The 21,730-nt window shown below is 40.2% G+C and carries 15 protein-coding genes; 10 read left to right on the forward strand and 5 right to left on the reverse strand.

The window, feature by feature from the left end; genetic code table 11:
- Positions 1-23: 23 nt before the first annotated feature.
- From AB6735_RS22295 to AB6735_RS22310, 4 genes are all read right to left on the reverse strand, one after another.
- Positions 24-1,298 carry a phospholipase D family protein gene (locus tag AB6735_RS22295; RefSeq protein ID WP_370998287.1) on the reverse strand — a complete coding sequence of 425 codons (1,275 nt, stop codon included), beginning with the start codon at positions 1,296-1,298 and terminating at the stop codon, positions 24-26.
- A 29-nt stretch (positions 1,299-1,327) separates the two neighbouring features.
- On the reverse strand, positions 1,328-2,704 hold the full coding sequence (locus AB6735_RS22300; protein WP_370998288.1) for a DUF2971 domain-containing protein: 1,377 nt from the start codon (positions 2,702-2,704) through the stop codon (positions 1,328-1,330).
- Positions 2,705-2,922: 218 nt separating this feature from the next.
- The gene (locus AB6735_RS22305) at positions 2,923-7,188 is read right to left on the reverse strand and encodes a hypothetical protein (protein ID WP_370998289.1); all 4,266 of its coding nucleotides are present in this window, start codon (positions 7,186-7,188) and stop codon (positions 2,923-2,925) included.
- Positions 7,189-7,360: 172 nt separating this feature from the next.
- A complete protein-coding gene (locus AB6735_RS22310) occupies positions 7,361-7,585 on the reverse strand; it encodes a helix-turn-helix domain-containing protein (protein WP_370998290.1) in 225 nt (74 codons plus the stop codon).
- 157 nt (positions 7,586-7,742) lie between these two features.
- Here AB6735_RS22310 and AB6735_RS22315 point away from each other — a divergent pair, with 157 nt between their 5' ends.
- From AB6735_RS22315 to AB6735_RS22345, 7 genes are all read left to right on the forward strand, one after another.
- Positions 7,743-7,880 carry a hypothetical protein gene (locus tag AB6735_RS22315; protein WP_370998291.1) on the forward strand — a complete coding sequence of 46 codons (138 nt, stop codon included), beginning with the start codon at positions 7,743-7,745 and terminating at the stop codon, positions 7,878-7,880.
- A 79-nt stretch (positions 7,881-7,959) separates the two neighbouring features.
- Positions 7,960-8,532: a hypothetical protein gene (locus AB6735_RS22320; protein WP_370998292.1), complete on the forward strand. Its 573-nt coding sequence runs from the start codon at positions 7,960-7,962 to the stop codon at positions 8,530-8,532.
- Between the two features lie 470 nt (positions 8,533-9,002).
- Positions 9,003-10,913 carry a hypothetical protein gene (locus AB6735_RS22325; RefSeq protein ID WP_370998293.1) on the forward strand — a complete coding sequence of 637 codons (1,911 nt, stop codon included), beginning with the start codon at positions 9,003-9,005 and terminating at the stop codon, positions 10,911-10,913.
- Entirely contained in the window at positions 10,910-12,019 is a 1,110-nt protein-coding gene (locus tag AB6735_RS22330) for a hypothetical protein (RefSeq protein ID WP_370998295.1), read from the forward strand. The genes AB6735_RS22325 and AB6735_RS22330 overlap by 4 nt, the downstream gene beginning before the upstream one ends.
- The gene (locus tag AB6735_RS22335) at positions 12,012-13,901 is read left to right on the forward strand and encodes a hypothetical protein (RefSeq protein WP_370998296.1); all 1,890 of its coding nucleotides are present in this window, start codon (positions 12,012-12,014) and stop codon (positions 13,899-13,901) included. The genes AB6735_RS22330 and AB6735_RS22335 overlap by 8 nt, the downstream gene beginning before the upstream one ends.
- The gene (locus AB6735_RS22340) at positions 13,898-15,034 is read left to right on the forward strand and encodes a hypothetical protein (RefSeq protein ID WP_370998297.1); all 1,137 of its coding nucleotides are present in this window, start codon (positions 13,898-13,900) and stop codon (positions 15,032-15,034) included. The genes AB6735_RS22335 and AB6735_RS22340 overlap by 4 nt, the downstream gene beginning before the upstream one ends.
- Positions 15,035-15,039: 5 nt before the next feature.
- Entirely contained in the window at positions 15,040-16,071 is a 1,032-nt protein-coding gene (locus AB6735_RS22345) for a PfkB family carbohydrate kinase (protein ID WP_370998298.1), read from the forward strand.
- Positions 16,072-16,233: 162 nt separating this feature from the next.
- Here the strand turns inward: AB6735_RS22345 and AB6735_RS22350 are convergent, their stop codons facing one another.
- Positions 16,234-16,464 (reverse strand): helix-turn-helix domain-containing protein, encoded by a 231-nt coding sequence (locus AB6735_RS22350; RefSeq protein ID WP_370998299.1) that lies wholly within the window; start codon positions 16,462-16,464, stop codon positions 16,234-16,236.
- A gap of 330 nt (positions 16,465-16,794) precedes the next feature.
- On the opposite strand from AB6735_RS22350, the gene AB6735_RS22355 reads away from it, so the two are divergent.
- The 3 genes from AB6735_RS22355 (at position 16,795) to AB6735_RS22365 (ending at position 21,723) form a co-directional block, all read left to right on the forward strand.
- The gene (locus tag AB6735_RS22355) at positions 16,795-17,076 is read left to right on the forward strand and encodes a hypothetical protein (RefSeq protein WP_370998300.1); all 282 of its coding nucleotides are present in this window, start codon (positions 16,795-16,797) and stop codon (positions 17,074-17,076) included.
- A 111-nt stretch (positions 17,077-17,187) separates the two neighbouring features.
- Positions 17,188-18,486 (forward strand): TlpA family protein disulfide reductase, encoded by a 1,299-nt coding sequence (locus AB6735_RS22360; RefSeq protein WP_370998301.1) that lies wholly within the window; start codon positions 17,188-17,190, stop codon positions 18,484-18,486.
- Positions 18,487-18,513: 27 nt separating this feature from the next.
- A complete protein-coding gene (locus AB6735_RS22365; protein WP_370998302.1) occupies positions 18,514-21,723 on the forward strand; it encodes a SusC/RagA family TonB-linked outer membrane protein in 3,210 nt (1,069 codons plus the stop codon).
- Positions 21,724-21,730 lie beyond the last annotated feature (7 nt).

The raw sequence follows: 21,730 nt of genomic DNA on the forward strand, positions 1-21,730 counted from the left end.
TTTAGCAAAGCTCTTCTCGATAACTATATATTCATTTGATGTAGGATCATTTGATAACCAATGTATAATTTTTCAAAATTATCTAGTATAGTTTGTACGATGTGTTCTTTAGATAGATGTTTGTCGCCGGGGCTAAAGTTTTTACCAATGAAAAAGTAATAGCGTCGGTCGTCGGGTATGATATAATCCGCTAGTTCTTGCGCATTAGCAAATTCGTCGACATATTTGAGCGGCTGATTATTGATAATAATAAAATAACCTTCTGGTAGGCTGTGGATATGTGAAAAGAGTTTTTGCAGGAATTGTTCATCATTTTCTAACATTTGTTGCAAATGGTCGCGGTCAATCTTACTCCCATTTTTATCGCGTCCGATCCTGTTCCAAATACCGACCGAATCCTTATGGATGATAACCTGCATTCGCATGAAATTGATGGGCGTTTCATTTTTTCCGTAGGCCTTTATTTGCGCCTTGTTCCTGCCATAATGCAGCCAAATGCCGTCAAGGTCTTCGCTGGTATAATTGTTATGGACAGCGGAAGATACGGTATGCTCAAATTCATAATGGTCATGGAGGTCCCACTTTTTATCTTTTTTGATCTTCGTATATAATAGATGGTGTAATTGAAATAGCTTTGCTCTGACGGCTTCGCGCTCCCTATCTACCGCTGGTTCGTAACTATATGGCTTAATGCCGTTGAAGGCTTCGTAATGTGCTTTTTCGAAGAATTGATCACTGAAATCGATATTATCAAGGTTGATGACGTTTGGAGATACCAATTGCTCCATTTCCTTTCGATCTTGTTTTAATCTGGCCTTACGTCGCTCAAATACAGGCTCATAGGACCTGATAAATTCTTCAGAAATGGCTTTGCCTTGTTTCATCTGACTGTTGAACCATTTTAATAGTTCGTTACAGGTTGGCAGGTCATCCGTTTTTAAAGTGACTTCTACGTTCTTTTCAAAGCCGCCCAGAGTACAGTTGCCTGAACCGGCAAACGCAATAAGGCCTTGGTGGTTTCGCACAATATAAACTTTAGGGTGGTAGAATTTATTTTCTTTCAGGTATAAGCTGGCATTAAATGTTTCGCCGCTCTTTTCCATCAGTGTTCGGAGTACAGAAGGGGAGGTAGGTAGGTCAATGCCGACAAGGTAATGCTGTGTAGCTTCTTCATTAATATTGTTTTGTAGGAAGTCCAATCCATCTTCAGAAATAAGAGCTGCCGCCACCCACAATTCGTCACAGTTTTTTAGTGTGTTTTTAAAATCGTTGGCTAGATTATAACGGTGAGTGATCATTGTAATGGTTGGATAGTTATGAGTGATGATTAGCGATAATTTTGAATATCACTGATCTCCACTTTGAGTTTGCTGATATTATATTCATCCACGGGCAGTTTCGTCACCGGATCCTCAATCTTTCTCGCTCTTAATTCTCTGATCAATTGCTCGAGTTGTTTTTTGTTGATTTCCTTTTCCTGACATTTTGGCCCCAGCACGATATTGGTTAATTGCACTGGGCTGTCTGGATCATTTAGCTTAAACTCTACATATGGGTTTAATATGCTGTGACTGCTAGTCAACAACCAGCCCTTTTGGCGCTTCCTGTCGTTCAGGATATATAGGATACGCACTTCTTCTTCTACCGCATAATCATGGGGTTTAAAAAAATGCCGCCAAACGCTTAATGTTTTAAGATCAAAATCTACATTCAGGTCGGTTTTTAGTTTGCTGACTAAGTTTTTAACAAAATCCAGTTCCGGATGGGTTTTATCTTTCAGACCGTAGGAGATCTTTTTGACCAGGAACTCTGGACTCGTGATGTCTGTGTTTATCCGGTATTCCAGGCAAACTCCTTTTGAATCATCGGCATACAGACGCCATTGCGTTAGGTCGTCTTCTTTCAGGGAGCAGGAGGAAATAAAACGCCGGTTGTGGGCATCCACGGTCTGCCAGGCCGCATTGGCGAAATCATGCGCTACACCGGTGATATGGGTTTCCGCATAGTTCACCTCAGTGGTGTCATTCATACCGACTAGGCAATTCATCCGGTATTTGTTATAGCTCAGTATCAAGAACAATGTATTTAGGGTAGTATAGCGGAACACCTTGGTGATCGGCTTATCATCCCTCAGGAGCCGGCGGAACAGTCGGTTTTCGGCGTTATTAATGTCGACTGGATTAATAAAAGAGAATTTTTCGCTGATTTCATCATACTCCAATTGCTCAAGGGGATTCTGATAAAAGTCTACCAAGGTTTCATTTAACCCAGGAAATGCGCTGTTCGTTATAACATCGCGGATTTTGGCTGCGATCCTTCTTTTCAAGTCAACGCTATCGATCTCTTGTTTTTTGGTGATCGTGTTGATAAAATCATAGAAGCTTCCTTCCAAGTTGAAAGACTTGTTATGATGATCCCGGATGATAAATCGTTCATTATCTGTGATAATATAATAACGAATGTTATTCTCCGCCGCATACTTTTCAATTTTTGAATGGTCAAATCGATCGATTAAAACACTTGCTTTGACTTCCACAATGGCAATGACTCGGTGACCGATCTCAATAGCAAAATCAAAAGGTATATTTCTCTTTTGTGGCCTAATGGCTTTGATATCGTAATCCCGTTTTGAAGCATGGAAAATTAGCTTAAGGTTATTAAAACGCCGGTAAAAGGCTTCTTCTAGGTTACTGTCGAAAGGCATATTAAATTGGATAATAATAAAGGTTAGCCAAATATAATAAATAATATGCTCGTCGCCTTTTGCGAATCTGCGATTGGAATTTATCGTTTAGTGTATTTTTTGATAAATCAAGTGCCGTTTGAGTTTACAGTAATAAGTAACAACTCTACAGCGATGATAAGTGGACTTATTCTGGGAGGTTAGCTGTTTTCTTCATTGTGATTCGGAAATTCTATCACTTATATTTCCTCGAAATGATACAGCCACTGTTTGCGGTCTTCTAAAGTACTTATATAAAGAAGATCAACAGCTGGTCGAAGTACTTTTTGAATCGCATGAGGATCAACTACATCAATATTATCAATTTTATTCAAGATTGTCTGTAAATCAGTTTTGGAACCAACAAAGTCTTCCTTGATAATGTGTATTGACCTGTTTTTTACAAATGGTAATAATACAAACTTATTGATGCTTCCGGTTGCACCATAAAGCTTTTGCAAGTATGGTATCATATTCAGGAGGATGCCAGCTATTTCGGTATTCTCTCTGGTAAGAAAAGCTACACCGATCATACAAAGTATTTGCAATTCCTTCCGGTCTTGATCACCAAATGTGTTTGCCCGATGCATCAATTGAGCAACGTTGATCCGATTATCCAGGATTTTCGAAGAGATTTCGAGCACAAGGTCCCAAAGTAATTTGTCCGAAGCATCAGGGATATAATCCTCTATTACATATAAGTAACTATCTTTCCAATCATCCTTGTAATCAGTATTATCGAGATAAGCTTCAAGTACTTTTATGAACAAAGGTAAAATAGCCATTGTAACTGTTGTCTTTTCAGCTGTAGCCCATTTATCGCTTGGCCTTATTCTAAGAAGTTCTTTTAGATCGACAGTTGATAAACCATTATATTTTGTTTGATTATCGCCTGCAAGATGAGCGGAAACAGCCGCAAATAGCAAATAGGACTCTAAGGCTTCTTCCGGTTTAAATTTGATTACAGCATATTGACTGCAGGTACTTGCGATCATCAATATAGAAGCTTGATTTTTTGCTTTCCTTGCCATATCGAACGCTTTTAATGACCATTCGTACGACTTCTCTGGATTATTAAGACCATCTGCAAAGAAGGCCATCTGGGCGGCAACGAGAGCATCGTTGTTTGGCTTGTAGAATTCGGAAAGATCACGGTTGTCAAGCGTAAACATTCCAAGATATGGCGTAAAATAATCGCTACCGTCCTTCTGAGGTGGAACCCCAGTTTTGATCATACTTGACATATAGCCAGTAGTATGCCCGGTTAATGAAAAAATCCTTATCCATTCTTTATTAAAAGAAGTGACTTTGGTATCAAAAAGCTCATTGACCAAGACTTCATAAGTGTTAAAAGTTTGTCGAAAATTATCGCTTAACCAATATGCAAGGCCTAATTCGGCCAACGCTTGCATATATTCTACCGGAACAAAGGGTTCGCGCGATTTTGAAATTTGTACTGCCTCCAGACAAAAATCGATACTTTTTTGGGGATCAGTTTTTATATAAGAGCTAGCAGCATTTGATAGAGCTTCAACGTACTCAATTTGTTTTTTACAATCAAACAATAGTGCTTTGTCCAACCAAGACCGCGCTTCTTCGAGTTTGCCGTTTCTTAACAATGTTCGCCCCAAGTAAGCAGTTAGTAAAAATTTGGGAACCTGACCTTGAAACTCATCTAGTTTCCTTAAAATCTCATGCTTCGTTTGTTCAATATCATCTGAACTTACCAGTCGGATATTTATCATTTCCCTTGTTGCAAGTACTTCAAGGGTATCCTGATTCAATCTATGAAAATGATCTGATAATATTTGTAGGCGTCCGAGTCTTGACTTCACCAATGTAGTTATTTCGAGCTCGTCAGGGTTCAGCGTAGCTATGTTTCTACAAATAATTCCCATCGCCGCACTCGCTACTTCGTTGGCAAAAAGATCTTCTTTGAAATTTGAAGTGAACAAATCAACCAATTCCAACCAGTGCCTGATATCATTTTCTGAAAAGATAGTCGTCAAAGGTATCCAGAGTAATCCCGAAAATAATGGCATATCAATACCCAAATCTTCTTTATAGCAGAATTCTGGCCATCGCTCTAACACAAATCGCAGATATTCCCAATAAAGATTGAGCGGTAGTTCAGGATATTGTGACAGCAATAGGATCCTGACAACAATACCTTCATTTTCTGGAAAGTCAGGTAGTTTAAGAAAATTGTGAATCGTGGAAAAAAATACTTCCGTATCACGGTCAAGGAGTTTATTTAAGCGCAATTGCTCTACTTTAATAAAAACCCGCAATGAAAGTTCCATTTCTTCAGGTAGAGGAACATCGGTCCAGTAACGCAAATATCCCCATTGGTCGAGCAGTTGAACTTCTTCCTTTTTGACGGCAGATCTATAAAAATTGAAAAGTAAATTGCCGGCACTGTCAAATTGTGCTCCCTGGACGTAGGATAATATAGCCCTAATTGCTGTTTTTTGATTAATCTTCTTACCGGATATCAGTTCATCGGCGAAAGCAGCATGCACTTGTTGTACAACTGTTTTTGATAGATTGTTAGCGCCAATATTACTTATGATCGGCGAAACCTGGTATTGTAGCTTATTAAGCTGCTGAATCCAAACATTGCTAAGGGTCGATAAGTGTTCATTTGGAAATGTTATCCTTTCAGGTACCTCACTGATTGCTTGCACTTCTTTAATGCCAAAATCCCAGGAAATGAGGCTCAGGCGATATAGCAGCTCCCGCGTTTTCTCGTCCCTGATATACCTGCTGATGGAACGCTGTGCATCGGCAATAACGTCGGCAGAAAAATCAGAACCAAAAGCAATGGTTGACAAACTGCTTTGTCCTTCACCCCAGTTCAGCGATTTTAAGTGATAAATTATGGCAAGTACAAGCCGTGGATTTCTATGTGATCGCGCAGCGATCAAGCTAGTATATTTTAGGACTGATTGATCAGCGCCGTTGTTAGTCAAACACTCATTTATCTCATCGTCAGAAAAATTAAAATCATAATATTCTTCAATTGATTTGATACTAGCAGCACTCCGGAGGGTAACCGGAAGTTTGTGGTTTGAAGTTGTAAGTATTTTTACGTTGCTGTCTTTCAGAAACAGGCCAATCGATACCATTAAATGGAGGAGGCCTGGTGTATCATTACTAATCTCTGGAAGATCATTTAAGATGATTACTGAGTTTTCCGGAAAACTATTGACTACTTTTCTTAGCCAAAGGGTTCGATCTGGTAAAAGTGGCTGATTAGTTAGATTTGCTAAAAAGGTTTCAATGACTAATGGTGCGCGAAACGCATCGGATGCCATTTCACGCAAATCCAACCAAAAAACACGCGCGAATTCTCGGCATACCAATGAAGCTAATTGCGTCTTGCCGGTTCCATTGATTCCTTGAAAAGCGACCCAGTCAAATAGCTGAAAAAGATCAAGGATTTCCTGTGCTTTTTCCTTTCTTGATGTGCCGTTATTAATAAGATTAGGTGGGTCAATGGACAAGTCATTGAGTCTGAACTCAAAAGTGGTATCTGATTTTAAGAGATCTACTGCCTGGTAGAGCTGATCGATCTGTGTCGAATTATTGACAAGCCCATTTTCAAGAGTTGTAAGTTTAGCCTGTAAATCGCCTAAAACAGTATTCAGAATGTCAAACAGATGTTTATCTGTTGCCCCCAATTCCGGTAAGCCAGTTTGTACAATAAGTTCATTGGTGTTCAGTCTTTTTATTCCTGGCGAACACAATAACTTAAATACAAATAGAAAAAGCCGCTCGTATATTAGCTTCCCTGGTTTACCAGGATATAGCTCATCCAGTTTGCTAATAATGTCTTTTGTTATTTGTCGGTGATCGGCATTTTGAACGGACCATTCAAATTCTTGGACGAAACTGATAAGTTGATCGTCGTTTTCAAGATAGTTGCCAAATTCCTCCCACAGTAGTGAATCTGCCTTTATTACTGCTTCAGCCTGTTCGTCGGTGGTTATGTTTTCTACGATCTTTTTTGAAAGATACTTTTTGATAATCTGTAAATCTTCATTTGTGGGATCTATACTGTCTAATTTAGCCAGCTCCATCCACACATCAATGCCTTTTCTGGCATCTATAAATATTGCGGGTCTTTCTAAAGTGTAACCAGCATTTGTGATGAATCGGAATTTCAGATTTAATGCTGGATTATTATTCCTGTGAAGATAGAAGTTCCTCATTATATCCAGCGTAAGCTGTTGGTTTAGGCTTACTTTCGATCCCCGGTATTTTAGCTGTTCTAGAGTGCGTGTATCTAAATTCTGAATATCAGTTCCAATCTGATCAATGTCTTCGCCTCTCTCAAGCTCCAGAGCTTCGCTTGCTTGAAGGTTAATCCATCTCAGTATGGTATGGTCTACCTGATATACAAAACCTCTGATTGTGCTCCAGGCATCTCTGTTAGCAATCTCTTTAAAATCAGGAGCAGGCATACAAATTGTTATTAAGGATAGTTTTAGGTAAACAAACTTAATATTTTTACTGGTAATTCATGAAACGGTGGCCAGTCATTTATTCCCCTATACGAAATCGGGTCATTGTTATGCTGAGGTGAGTAGGCCACACTATACATTGGCGAGGGGGATCACAATGTAAAAAAGAAGTTCAAAAATCCAACAAATCCTTTAGCGAAATTCCCAGACCTTTGGCGTATTCCACCATTGTTAAGAAGGTCATATTTTGTTCGCCCTTTTCGTATTTCCTGATATCAGCGTGGTCTATATCACAATTCTGGGCTAATTTTCTGTAGGATAGGTTTTTGTTTTTGCGCAGGGAGGCCAGGTGCTTTCCGAATTGGATTAAATGATCTTTTTGATTTTCGCTTGCCATTCCCTGATTGTCAAGGCGAAATTTGTTTTTTTTGGTTTTAAAAATGTGGGTGTATATACCTACATTTTTGATAAATTTGTGTCGGAATTGCTAAGTATACCTGTAGAAGATATACTTCTTTCGGTATACAAACCCCTTATAAATATGGTGTTATAATATGAAAGATAAGCCGGATGATCGCCTGTTAAAGGATAGTCAAAAATCAAGAAAAACCAACCAGCGGCTGTTTGCAGTAGCATTGATTATACTATGGTTACTGGTTTATCTGGTCATACATTTTAATATCCTTAAATAAAAATTATAACCTATAGTTGTAATTTTCTTCGAAATCTACAGGATACCCTTACTTTGTATTATTATCCGTTTAAATACCTATGAAAGCTTATAAACTATTCCTGTTGACTTTAACATTGATCATATTCATGATCTTCCAACTTTCAGCACAACCGTCAGTGACTGTTGTCGTTGGCAAATTGAGATTAAACGATGGCAGTTTATTTAGACCTGATCAAAAAAAATATGCCGCCTATGAAGATAGCCTGAATTTGAATTTGAAGGTAAACCCATCAGACACCACAAGTTTATTCTACAGGGCTTTCTTGTATTCAACTTTCAATAGCATTTTCGTTCAACCCGCTCCAGGTCAGCCTGCAGTAATGGTGGACTTGATAAAAGCTAAAAACATGGTTGAGAAAGCGGTTGGACTTAAAATGCAGGATTATAGATTAAAAGTCTTGCGTGCACAAATTTATGGCGAATTATGTTATCAATATGGTGATGACCAAAGTTGGAAGTATAACGCTAAACAAATAGCGGAAAGGAGAGATCAGTTTAACTCATATAAAACTTTAGTCAATAAATATTATGACGAGTTGGCTATTTTAGACAGTAGCAATGCTTATGACTATCAGAAGTTAAAGGTTAAGGAAGACTATCCTATAAAATAGAGTGCGCTTTAATCATTCTTAAGCTGTTGGACATCCAATGATTAATACCCCCTGTTTGTAGGAATGTAATCAGTAGGAGATTATAGATGCGATGAGGGGAATGGAAAAAGTCATTTCACACACGCCTAAACTAGTAATAGAATTTTTTCGATTCTATGGAAAGCTGTGCGGATTAAATTTTATCCAATAATGTTATCTCCGAAATCAAAATGACCTCGATTCTGCCAGTAATACGCGAAGATTCTGAGGGATTTAACAACCCACATTCCGGCCTAAACATGAGAAATGCATTAACTATTCTTTTTATATATTATTGGAACAAAAACCGTCTCAAAACCTATTTTAAAATCAAAAATACTAATATTTTTAGTATTTTTACCTGGTGATATTTTGTGGGTGATAAAAATGTTAATAGGAAGACTTTTCAACACCGCCCCAAACTGCTATACCTTTTACTAAATTTACCAGATATGGGAAAACCCTTTGCTAAAGAACTTGATCAGTTAAATGCGACACTGGAATGGAGCCTTGAACAATCAACTGCTGACCTGAGATCAGCCATATTACATCAGAAAAAGCCGTTGCTTATCGTGGGTTCTGGAGGTTCTTTAAGTGCTTGTCATTATGCGGTTTTGTTGTACCAGCAATATGGGATGATGGCCAAAACCATCACCCCGCTTGAGTTGCACTATGCGCAGAACACGCTTCGAGAATCACATGTTTTATTTATCAGCGCCAGTGGGCGTAATAACGATATTCTTTTCGCCTATAAAACGGCGATTTCCTGCGAACCCAACCGTTTGTTCAGTTTATGCATGAAGAACGATAGCCCCTTGGGTGAGCTCGCGGCGTCCGTTTCAACCAGCAAACACTTTGCCTACCCTTTACCAACCGGAGGCGATGGTTTCCTCGCGACCAATAGCTTGGTTGCATTTTTTGGCTTATTATATAAGGCACTCCGCCCAGACGTGGCGCTAAATATCAGTGATACTCTTGACCACAGTTCTTATTTTGAGCAACTTCAGTCATTTTTCGGACAAGTTCGACCGGATTTTACTTTTACCCTTCTTTATGCTGGATGGGGACACCCGGTCGCGGCGGATATGGAATCCAAACTTGCAGAGGCAGCGCTGGGGGATGTGCTGGTTTCAGACTATCGGAATTTTGGTCATGGCAGGCACCATTGGTTTGACAAGCGCAGATCCAATTCCTGTATTATCGCGATCATAACGCCTGCCGAAAAGGAGATTGCTGCAAAAACATTTGCTTTGTTACCGAGTGACATTCCGGCACTTTTTATAGAAACTACATTAACGGGGCCCGCAGCCAGTATTGACCTGTTGATCAAATCTTTTTATTTCATCCGGGATTTAGGTAAATTGCAGGGAATAGATCCCGGCCGACCGGGGGTTCCAGATTTTGGCAGCCAGCTTTATCACTTGAATTATCAGCAGTTATACCGGACAAAACTGAAAAAGGCCGAGCATAAAAAACAAATGGCGATCATTCGCAAAGCCGGTGTTTCCTTATACCAAGAACTCGGTGAGCAGGAACAGGTGTATTGGGATAATGCCCATGATCATTTTGTTGCGGGTTTACGCAAGGCATCTTTTGGCAGTGTTATTTTTGATTATGATGGAACAATCTGTTCCTCCGAAAATCGCTGGCTCGGGGTTAATCAAGAGGTTGTTCCTTATCTCTTAACACTTTTAGAAAAAGGCTTTGTGATCGGGATCGCTACGGGCAGGGGAAAATCGGCCCGGGAAGCGCTTTGCCAGGTCATTCCGCAAACATTACAGGAAAAAGTGATCATCGGGTATTACAATTGCAGTGAAATTGCGCCGCTTGGTGATGCAACCGTGCCTAACAAAGGCTTGGCTATCAATGAAAATTTAAAATTATTGCACGAGCGGTTAACCGGCTATGATTTTCCCGTGAAGGTTGAAATAAAAGTCAAACCCTGCCAACTCACTATACAGATCGACGATTCTGAAAACTGGAATAAAGTGCGATCCAGTATTATTCAACTGATCATGCTGGAAAATTTGTCTCATATCCAGATATTAGAGTCCAGCCATTCGATGGATATCATCGATCAAAGCCAAACCAATAAACTCAATATCAAAAGTTATTGTCAGCAAATGGCTAGTGCAAGCGGCCTTGCAGCAGACTGTTTATTTATCGGTGATAAAGGCCAGTGGCCCGGTAATGATTACCAATTGTTATCGGAACCATACACGTTGAGTGTGGATGAGGTTTCTCCGCTCTATCAAAGCTGTTGGAACCTGGCATCGCCTAGCATTAAAAATGTGGAAGCGACAATATATTATCTATCTTGCCTTGAAATCGGCGAGACCGCCTTAAACCTTAAACTTAAATGAGAACTGCGCTTGCCGAACGACTCTTGGTAAAAATCATGGAGTGGAACTCTGATGAAATTTCCAAACAACGCCCCATGTTGCAAGCGCTAGCTAATTTTAAATATGATGAATATCAGCAATTCTCACCAGGTATCCGTTTTATGGAAAGCCTCGTTAAATGGCTCGGACAGTTTAAAGAACTGGAAGAAAAAAGAGTGGCCTATCATTTTATCATGTCGCAGCTCATTTTTATTTCGGGCAATCAGTTATTGCATTTGGTGAATATTACTTTTGCCGATAAGATCAACCCAATCATTATTGAAAAAGCGGCACTCTCCAGTAATTTCAGCCCATATAAATTAAAAAAAATTGTGCGCAGCAGTACCTATGGTTTTTTTCTGCGGCGATCACTCTTTATCGGCCTCAGTGACGGTTCTAAGATAGACTTGCTGCGTCGGAGTTATCCCAAGATCAGTAATGAGCAGGTGCTGGCCACCTATTCAGTATCCAAGGAAAAAGTGGACGATATGATAAAGGAACTAAAAAAATCAGGGATATCTTCTAAGAAGTTCAACACCGCCTTTTTAGTTGACGATTTTACAGCCAGCGGCACTAGTTATTTTCGCAAAGAGAACGGTAAATGGGGTGGTAAAATATTTAAGTTTATCAACTCTGTTTTTAACGAAGAAGCTAAAAAGCATTCGGCTGTACATGAGCTGATCCAGGAAGATGAATTATTGGATGTCCATATTATTTTCTATATCGCTACCGAGGAGGCTATTAAGAGATTGACAGCTAATATCAACGATTTTAAAACGGAATTTCCAGCTTACTCATTTCAGTTCCAGATCCACGCCATACAGGTGCTGGGCAGTGAAATCAAAAATAAAGTAATGGCTGATAGCCCATTTATGACGCTGATCAAAAAATATTTCGATTCGACAATTGTTGACTCTCATTATGAAATGGGCAAACATGACGATCCATATCTTGGATTCAACGAATGTGCGCTTCCGGTTGTTTTAAATCACAACACACCTAATAATTCATTGCCCATTCTCTGGTTTCCGGAAGATAAGGGAATACTTGGACTCTTTCCACGCGTAACAAGACATAAAGATGAGTAAGCTTAGAAACCCCTTCCGATTACGCGCATCTGAGAAAATTGAGTCAGACAGCAATTTTTTGAAGCTTTATAGTCCCAGCGTACTGGAGGCTTTACAGGAATTAGAGAAAAACGGAAAGCTATGGAGCAATGTGGTTTATATCCATAGTTCACCCGGTGCGGGCAAAACCTCACTCTTACGAGTTTTTGAACCGAACACCTTATCCACCTTGCTTAATAACAAAACAGCTGCCGAGTATAAGACCATTTTCACGATTTTAAAAAAACTTGGCGTGATCAGTGATGATGCCATCCGAGTTTTTGGTGCTTCGCTGGTATGTACCCGTAATTATGAGATATTGGAGGAACTGGAGGTTTCTCCCGCCCAAAAAATACGCTACTTTTTCTCACTACTCAATGCCAGGATCGTTTTGGCAACTCTTAAAACATTGGTCAGTGTTTCCCAGTATAACCGCTCTTTTGCGGATACACTGGAGACCATTATTTACAATTATGATGACCGGGATAATTACTTCAAGGATATTGACTTCCCCTGTACAGGAAAGGCACTTTATCAATGGGCTTCCGGCATTGAAAAAAAGGTATACGAAGCGATAGATAGCTTTTTACCGGTCGCCGATGTGAAGCCGGTGGGGCATGACGAGCTCTTTTCCATGGAAGCATTAAAACCGGCTTATTTTACCGTGAATGGTAAAAACCTGGAGGGACAGTTTTTATTTATGCTGGATGATGCACACAAACTGTCTTTCAACCAGCGTCAGTCGCTCAAAAAATACGTGATCGAAAAACGAGGTAATTTCAGCGTATGGATTGCCGAGCGCTTGGAGGCGCTGGAGCCGGTTGATAACCTGCGGTCTTTTGAAGAGCGTGACTATGACGAATTGAATATCGAAAAGTTTTGGAGTGAAAAGCCGGAAAAATTTGAAAAGATATTAAGTAACATTGCCGAAAAACGCGCAGCAACGTCTACCGAGGATGTGACTGCGTTCAGCGATTACCTCGACGAGGTATTGGAAGAACAGATATACAAAGACGATTTACTGGCTGCTATCCAGAAATCCAAAGACAACTTGAAAAAGATTACTGATTATACACCAAAGTTCGATCATTGGATCGATTATGTGGAGCGTCAGGATAAATTGCCGCTGGAGAAAGCGGTGCTGTATAAAAAGCTGGAGATCGTGATCAACCGGACACTTAACCGGCAGCAGCTTGCTTTGGAATTCCCTCTGGCCGAACAGGAATTATTCGAAAAGTTCAAAGCGGAAATGGACGGGATATCCAAACTCTTTATTGCCAATGAAAATTCCATTCCATATTATTTTGGTTTCAATGACCTTGCCAGGCTGGCTTCCAACAATATTGAACAGTTTTTGTCTTTTTCTGCTAACTTATTCGAGGAGATGCTTTCCAATAAGCTCTCCGGTTACCAGATTAATCTGGAATCCGGCGATCAACAGCGGATATTAAAAGAAGTGGCTGAAAATAAATGGAGCGAATTGGCGAAAATACTTCCTTATTCCAACCAGGTGATCCAATTTTTAACAAAACTAGGGGAGTTTTGCTACCGGGAAACCTACAGGCCGAGTGCACCTTATAAGGAAGGCGTAACGGGTTTTGCCATCCGGGATGAACAATCTTTATTTCGGAAGACTGGCGAATGGTTTGAAGATCATGCGAAACAACCCCTTATCGATGTCATATCTACCTGTGTTTCCTTTAATTTACTCGAAGTCAAACAGGTTAAACAAGGTGCGCCTGGGAAACTGAACGATGTCTATTACCTGAACCGTTGGCTCTGCCTTAAATTTAATTTATCCTTCGCTTACGGCGGATGGCGTCATAAATCAACGGATGAATTGCTTAAATGGACTAAAGTATGATGAAATTACGCTGGGATCCATCCATGCTGATACAAGGACAGCAAACTTCCGTATTCTGGAAAGAACACTTTTCTCAGACCGGGCGCAAGTTGCTTTTTATACTTGGTAAAGGCTTTGATGTTCGCATGAATATTGCGTTAACAAATTTATTGTATAACAGTCCCTCGGTTGATATGACCTGCTGGATGATCGATTTTGAAGAAGGAGAAGAGTCAAGTTCCAATAAATACGCGGCACAGGTCGCCGCTAATTATACGGAATTACAAAAACTTTTGGGTACCAGACCGCTGGTAGAAAAACAAATTTCGCTTTGGAGTAAAAAGAACCAGGGAAAAAAACAGCGGATCGGCGACCGGCAGGCAGCCGGTTTATTGACCGATTTTAACCAAATTGCCGGTTTTACCGACATTATTATCGATATCAGTTCGCTGCCACGCGGGGTATATTTTTCGTTGGTTGGTAAATTTTTATCTTTTATAGATCGCTTCGCGGCAGATACCCCGCCGAATTTCTTTATTGTCGTGTCCGAAAATGCGGACATTGATATCAAAATCAAAGAGAAAGGTATTGATGAAGATATTGGGTACTTGCATGGGTTTGGCGGGACGCTTGAACTGGCTTCAGAGCGTGAAGAGCCGGTGGTATGGTTTCCTATCTTAGGTGAAGATAAACTTGAACATTTAGAAAAAGCGCATGTGCAGATCCGGCCGAACGAGATTTGCCCGGTACTGCCTTTTCCTTCGAAAGACCCGCGAAGGTCGGATCAATTGATCCAGACCTATCACCAGCTGTTGTTTGACCGGCTGGGTATAGAGCCACAAAACCTGATGTACGTGCCGGAACGAAACCCTTTTGAAGCCTATATTCGTTTAACTAAAGCCATCTATAATTATCATAAGTCTTTGACGATACTTGGGGGGTGTAAAGCAGTCATCTCGACGTTTTCGAGTAAGCTTTTATCTATTGGCACGCTTTTATCTGCTTATGAACTGATTAATCATATTGGCGTCGGTGTCCTCAATGTCGATTCACAGGGTTATGAGATAGATGATTATGAAGAAATGAAAAAATTGAAGGATAATAGTGAACTTTTTGTAATTTGGCTAACCGGAGAACCCTATACTGAAAATTAATTTTTATGAATTCATCAACCCCCATTTGTGTAGGAACAGGCCTCGTTGCGCTGGACGTTGTGATCAGCGGCAACATTGTAAATGATACGCAATTTCTGGCTGGTGGATCTTGTGGGAACGTACTGACTATTCTATCTTATTTAGGATGGACCTCGTTTCCTGCAGCTCGTTTATCCAATAATATAGCGACTGAACTATTGCTGGAGGACTTGCAACGGTGGGGCGTTCAGGATGATCTGTTGTCCGTTAGTGAAACAGGAAGTACGCCGGTAATTATTCACCGGATTATGAAAGATAAATCTGGTTTACCAAAACACCGGTTTGAATTCAAAAACCCAGAGGACGGTAAGCATTTGCCGGCTTATAAACCTTGCCTGGCCAAGGATGTACAGGCAATTTTTGAGCAAAAGAGCAATTCAAATGTCTTTTATTTTGACCGGATCAACCGCGGAGCTATTGAGCTGGCGAAGGTTTATAAAGCTAGCGGAACGATTATTTTCTTTGAGCCTTCGAGCGTAAAAGATATCAAGGGCTTTAATGAGTCTTTGGAAATAGCGGATGTCGTGAAGTTTTCTGATGATCGTATTGCTGATTATGACCAGCTTTATCCTATTGCCAAAGCCGGTTTAGAAATCCAAACTTTGGGCTGCTCTGGGTTAAAATTCAGAACGAAAGGCCAGCAAAATTGGATAAAGCTATCTGGGTACCAGATCGATAATGTTGTTGATGCAGCGGGGGCGGGTGATTGGTGTACTGCGGCCGTGATCTACCATCTTTTTAAACAAAATAAAATGGCGGATTTGACAGAAGCCGATATCGTTTTTGCATTGCAATTCGGTCAGGCCTTAAGTGCTTTGAACTGCACTTTTGAAGGGGCACGTGGCTTAATGTATTATATTAAACGTACCGATCTCTTACTTTATATCCAACATATAGTAGAAAGTAATATATCCAAAATTGCTCAAAAGAGGACGATGCAAATCGATCAACCGCATAAGCAGAGCTTAAAAATATCTTCTTTATTTACCCGTGTATAGAAGAGTCGCTAAATTATATTTCCATACCGCCAATAACTTTAAACTATTCATGAATAGTTTAAAGTTCTAATAATAAGACAAATGCCTTATTATTAGATGGTATATTGGTGCCACGGATTTCAAAGCGTTCAAATAGGTCAACGCATAAAAAAACAAAAATCGCTATATTTTAAAGTCCAATAATTCTTTAGGTTCAACCTCAAGTCCCTTCGCAATTTCAAGTAGAGTTGTAAAGTTAAAGTCCTTATTGCCGTTTTCGATCATACTCAAATTTCCTTTAGTCACATCGCATTTCTCTACAACGTTGTCTTGACTTAATTGCAATTTGTGCCTTAGAGCTCGCAAATGTGCACCAAATTGTTTTAGTCTTTCTTTATCTCTTTCTTCATTCATGATTAATTCATGAAAAGAGCAGAATTTTTATCAAATAATTGTTACAAGAACTTGTAACAAACGCGATAAATGTTTATTTTTGATAGTTGTATCGCTTTTTGCGATTAACGTTATTATATATTTGCGAATCTTCTTGACAATTCAAGCATTCGCACTTAAATCTTGCTTTAGAAACCTAGGAAATTTCAAAGGAAACAAGAGGATAAGTGACAGTGCTCACGCCATAAGCGTGGGCCTGCTTATTCGTTTCCGGGCTTCCTAGGGCCTCTAAAGCGGTAAGTAGGTCCCACGTTTTATTTTTTTGGAGCCCGCTTGCCATAACTCATGTGCATGGAAGCGATAATTGTAAAAGACAACTTTACGTCCGGTTTATCCTTAAAAGACGAATTGGCTATCTTCTTTAGAGATAATACGCCTGAATCAGCGAAGGTTCTTTTCTGGAAGTTATTTCAATGCTGGGTAACAAAAGATTGTAACATTAAAGCGGATATCCGCGATGAAGAAGTAGCCCTGTTCTTTGATCAGTTAATGGACCTGGTGGCCGCGGCTTACATATTACACCAGGCGAACGGGGCTTTGCCAAATCCGCAGGAAGGGGAGTGGCATGAATAGCTATCCTGTCCATACCTGGCTGCTGCTTATTTCCCCACCGGAATAAGTAGAGCCTCCCAGGGCCGACTCCGGCAATCTAAATTTCTTTTTTAATTATTTAACTCAAGCAAAATGAAGCAAAAAATATGTTTACTGGGATTGCTATGCCTTTTTCTTAGGGCTCAGTCTCAAACTTCAAATTTCGCAAACGCCCTCAAAATCGGCGACCATGTACCTGATATTACCATTAATAATTTCATCAACTATCCAAATAAAAGTGCTAAAATATCTGATTTCAAAGGGAAACTGCTGATACTCGATTTTTGGGCGACTAACTGCGGGAGCTGCATAAGGGCAATGCCTAAAATGGACAGCCTTGCAAAGAAATTCAATAGGAATATACAAATAATAGCAGTGTCCTATGAAAAACAAGCGATTGTAACCGCCTTTTTAAAACGTAATCCTGTAGGCAGGTCAATGCAATTGCCGATTGTCACAGACGACATTAAACTTAGAAGTTTATTTCCGCACCGCATCCTTTCTCACGAGGTATGGATCGATGAAAATGGAATGGTTGTAGGAATCACCGAGCCTGAATATGTTAATGAAAGAAATGTGCAAGCTATGCTGGCTCATAAGATGCCGGATATGCCTGTCAAGACCGATATGATGGCTTATGATTACCAACAGCCACTACTCGTCAATAGTTCAAAAGCTATGATCTATAGCGCAATAGATAGCTATAAACAGGGAGTTGCACCAAAATTTGGCGCAGTAACTGATTCGCTAAACAACAGGCTCCGATTCTACATCATCAATTTTCCTATTCTGCAAATGTATATGCTTGCCCTGGATCACTTGCTTTACTTCCCTAAAACCTTTATGCAAATACAGATTAGGGATACCGCACGATTGCAAATGCCATCGGGTATCTACAGAAATCCCTGGAAGCAAAAGAATAATTTTTGTTATGAAACAGTCCAATCATCCAGCACATCAACCGCCCGGCTAAAGGAGATCATCAGGTCAGATTTAAACAGGTTTTTCAATCTGGATGGCCGCATGGAAAAGAGAAAGGCGAAATGCCTGGTACTGCAGCGTTTTAAAGAGGAAAATCATTTACTGGCAACAACAAGTAGCATACCACTAAATACCCTTCATAGTAAAGATTCAGTCAAAGTGATATCCGGCGGATCAATTTCCAATATCATATGGGAACTCAATGAGATTAAAAACGGAATGCCCGCAATCGACGAAACAGGTATCAAAGAAAACGTAGAAATGCATCTGCCTATACAATCATTCGCCAATATTCCACAAGTCAATCAGGCGCTCTACAAATATGGATTGGTCTTAAAAGAGGAAATGCGGGAACTGGAGTTCTTTGTTCTTTCTGATGCACAAGCGTCCACTCAATCATCACTCAATTAATTATTGCCCTCAAACCCGCATTTCAAAATGAAAAGATATTTACCTCTTATTTTTACTTTCATCTCATTAAATGCTGTGGCACAGGTTGAAGCGCCAATTACCGGTAAAATACTGAGTGCAAAAGACAGTCTTCCGCTGAATGGTGCAACCATCTTGGTCAAAGAAACAGGGCATAGCTACACAACCGATAATTCAGGTGTCTTTACTATCCGAGGACTAAAGGATCAGCTTAATTTAACCATTTCATTTATTGGGTATAAAAAAACAGCTTTATCGGTCAGCGTACCGCTCAAAAGTTCGCTCATCGTGTATCTGCAACAGGAGCATACCGAATTGAAAGAGGTTACCGTTTCTACGGGTTATCAAACCCTGCCAAGAGAAAGGGCGACCGGCTCATTTGAAAAGGTCAATGCCGAATTGTTTAATCGGGCTACGGGAACGGATGTGCTGACCAGGCTTGACGGAATAACCACCTCCACACTTTTTGATAAACGCACGGGGGCAGATCCCATAAGTTCATTAACGATCAGAGGGATTAGCTCCCTTTATGCAACAACATCCCCTCTGGTAATAATAGACAACTTTCCCTATGACGGCGATATCAATAACATTAACCCTAATGATGTAGCGAGTGTCACGTTACTGAAGGATGCGGCAGCTGCATCTATTTGGGGTGTAAGAGCAGGTAACGGTGTTATTGTGATTACTACCAAGAAAGGATCATTTAACCAATCTTTACAGGTCAGCCTGAACAGCAATATCACCTTTACAGCAAAACCCGATCTGTATTACCTACCGCAAATAAGTAGCTCAGACTTTATTGATGTAGAAAAAATGCTGTTTGCTAAAGGATTTTATGATAATGATCTCGGCAATACATTTTCCAGACCACCGGTTTCACCAGTCGTAGAAATTTTAAGCCAGCAAAGAAATGGTCAGATCAGTGATAATGAAGCCGATGCTCAGATCGATGCTTTAAGGAATTATGATGTACGTAAAGACTTTAATAAATACATCTACCGAACAGAAATTAACCAACAACATGCTCTTTCACTTTCTGGAGGCAATCAATCCTCCAATTATTTCTTTTCTGTGGGATATGATAAAAACCTCTATAACCTGATGAATAGTGGCTATGACCGGGTGACCATTAAAAGCAACAATACTTTTAAACCTTTTAAGCATACCGAATTACAAGCTGGCATACAATATACATCAAGTAACACATCTAATCAAAACTCGCTTTCTCCCTATGGTTATGGGCAGATCGTTCCAACAGGCAAATCGGCTCTTTATCCATATGCTCAATTAGCTGATGCTGATGGCAATCCTTTACCCATTGCCAAAGATTACCGTTTAGGTTTTATTGACACTACAGGGGCTGGGAAATTACTGAACTGGCAATATAAGCCGCTACAGGAAGTACAACAAGCCGATAACCACACCAAGGCGCAAGACGTTTTGTTAAACTTCGGTATCAGATATTATTTCAGTAATCATCTAAATGCTGAAGTCAAGTACCAGTACGAAAAAGCAATAAATGCCAATAACCAATACTATAGCGCGGATAATTATTATACAAGGAATCTGATCAACAGTTTTACACAGCTTAACGGAACAAGTGTTGCCAGGCCGGTACCGTTGGGCGGAATATTGGATATGACGAATAACAACCTAGAGGCCCATGATGTACGAACGCAGCTTAATTATAACAATTCATGGAATACAAAAAATCAGGTTTCTGCCATTGCAGGTGCAGAAATAAGACAGAATACCACGTCCTATAGTGTCAGCAGAATTTATGGTTACAATCCTAATGTGCTTACTTATACCAATGTGGATGAAGTAACTACTTTTCCCTTCTACCAGGGATTAAATAGTGATGGTACTATTCCCAACCCAGCCCAATTCGGCAATATTTTAAATCGTTATGTTTCACTGTATGCAAACGGCTCCTATAGCTACGATAACAGGTACATGCTTTCATTAAGTGCCCGTAAAGATGAATCGAATCTTTTTGGGGTGAACAGTAATCAGAAAGGGGTTCCGTTATGGTCAGCTGGACTGGCCTGGAATCTCTCCAATGAGCGATTTTATCACGTCTCCGTGCTTCCTTATTTAAAGCTGAGGTTGACCTATGGATATAGCGGGAACGTCGATAACAGCCGTTCTGCTTATACCACCATTGGCTATGTAGCTACCAATAATTACACGCACATTCCTTATGCTAATGTGATCAATCCGCCCAATCCAGAATTAAGATGGGAAAGGGTTGGCATGACTAACATAGGCATTGATTTTGGTTCTGTAAATGAACGTATAACCGGTAGTTTGGATTACTACTTAAAAAAATCAAAAGACTTGATCAGTCCGACCCAGATTGATTTCACAACCGGGTTCAGTTATCTGTTTATCAATAGTGCAAAAACAAAAGGACAGGGTGTTGACTTGCAACTAAATTCCCGCAACCTGACAGGGGCATTTGCCTGGAATACCACTTTGTTGTTTTCTTACAACCGTAATCAGCTCACAGCTTACTACAATGATTTATCGACTGCAAGTGCTTATGTAAGTACCGGGCTTACACTTAATCCCGGTGTCGGCAGGGATGTTTATGCTCTATATAGTTATAAATGGGCCGGACTTGATCCGCAGACTGGTGACCCACAGGGTTATGTCAATGGATCGATAAGTAAGGATTATTCCGCTATCATGAATGGAAGTTTAAATGACTTGGTTTACAATGGCTCAGCCATACCAATCTATTACGGGGGATTCAGAAACACTTTTACCTGGCGCGGTATATCTTTATCGGCTAATATTACATATCGCCTCGGCTACTTCTTCAGAAAAACAAGTATCAACTACAATAACCTTTATTCGGGCTGGGTAGGGAACAGTGATTACACTTTGCGCTGGCAAAAGCCGGGAGATGAAAAAACGACCAGTGTCCCTTCCATGATCTATCCTAACGATCCGAACAGGGATGAGTTTTATGCTTACTCAGATGCCACAGTAGCTAAAGCAGATAACATACGATTACAGGACATCCGGATTGGTTATCAACTGGAAAAGAACCAGCAAGCCTGGCTGCCTTTTAATAGCCTGCAGTTCTATGTATATGCCAGTAACCTCGGTATTATATGGCGTGTCAATAAGTGGCATATCGACCCGGATTATGGTTCAAGCTTTCCAGCACCCCGTACGATTTCACTCGGCCTTAAAGCAGATTTTTAATCTCAAA

It is taken from the genome of Mucilaginibacter sp. RCC_168, from assembly GCF_041355315.1.
Classification (GTDB): Bacteria; Bacteroidota; Bacteroidia; order Sphingobacteriales; family Sphingobacteriaceae; genus Mucilaginibacter.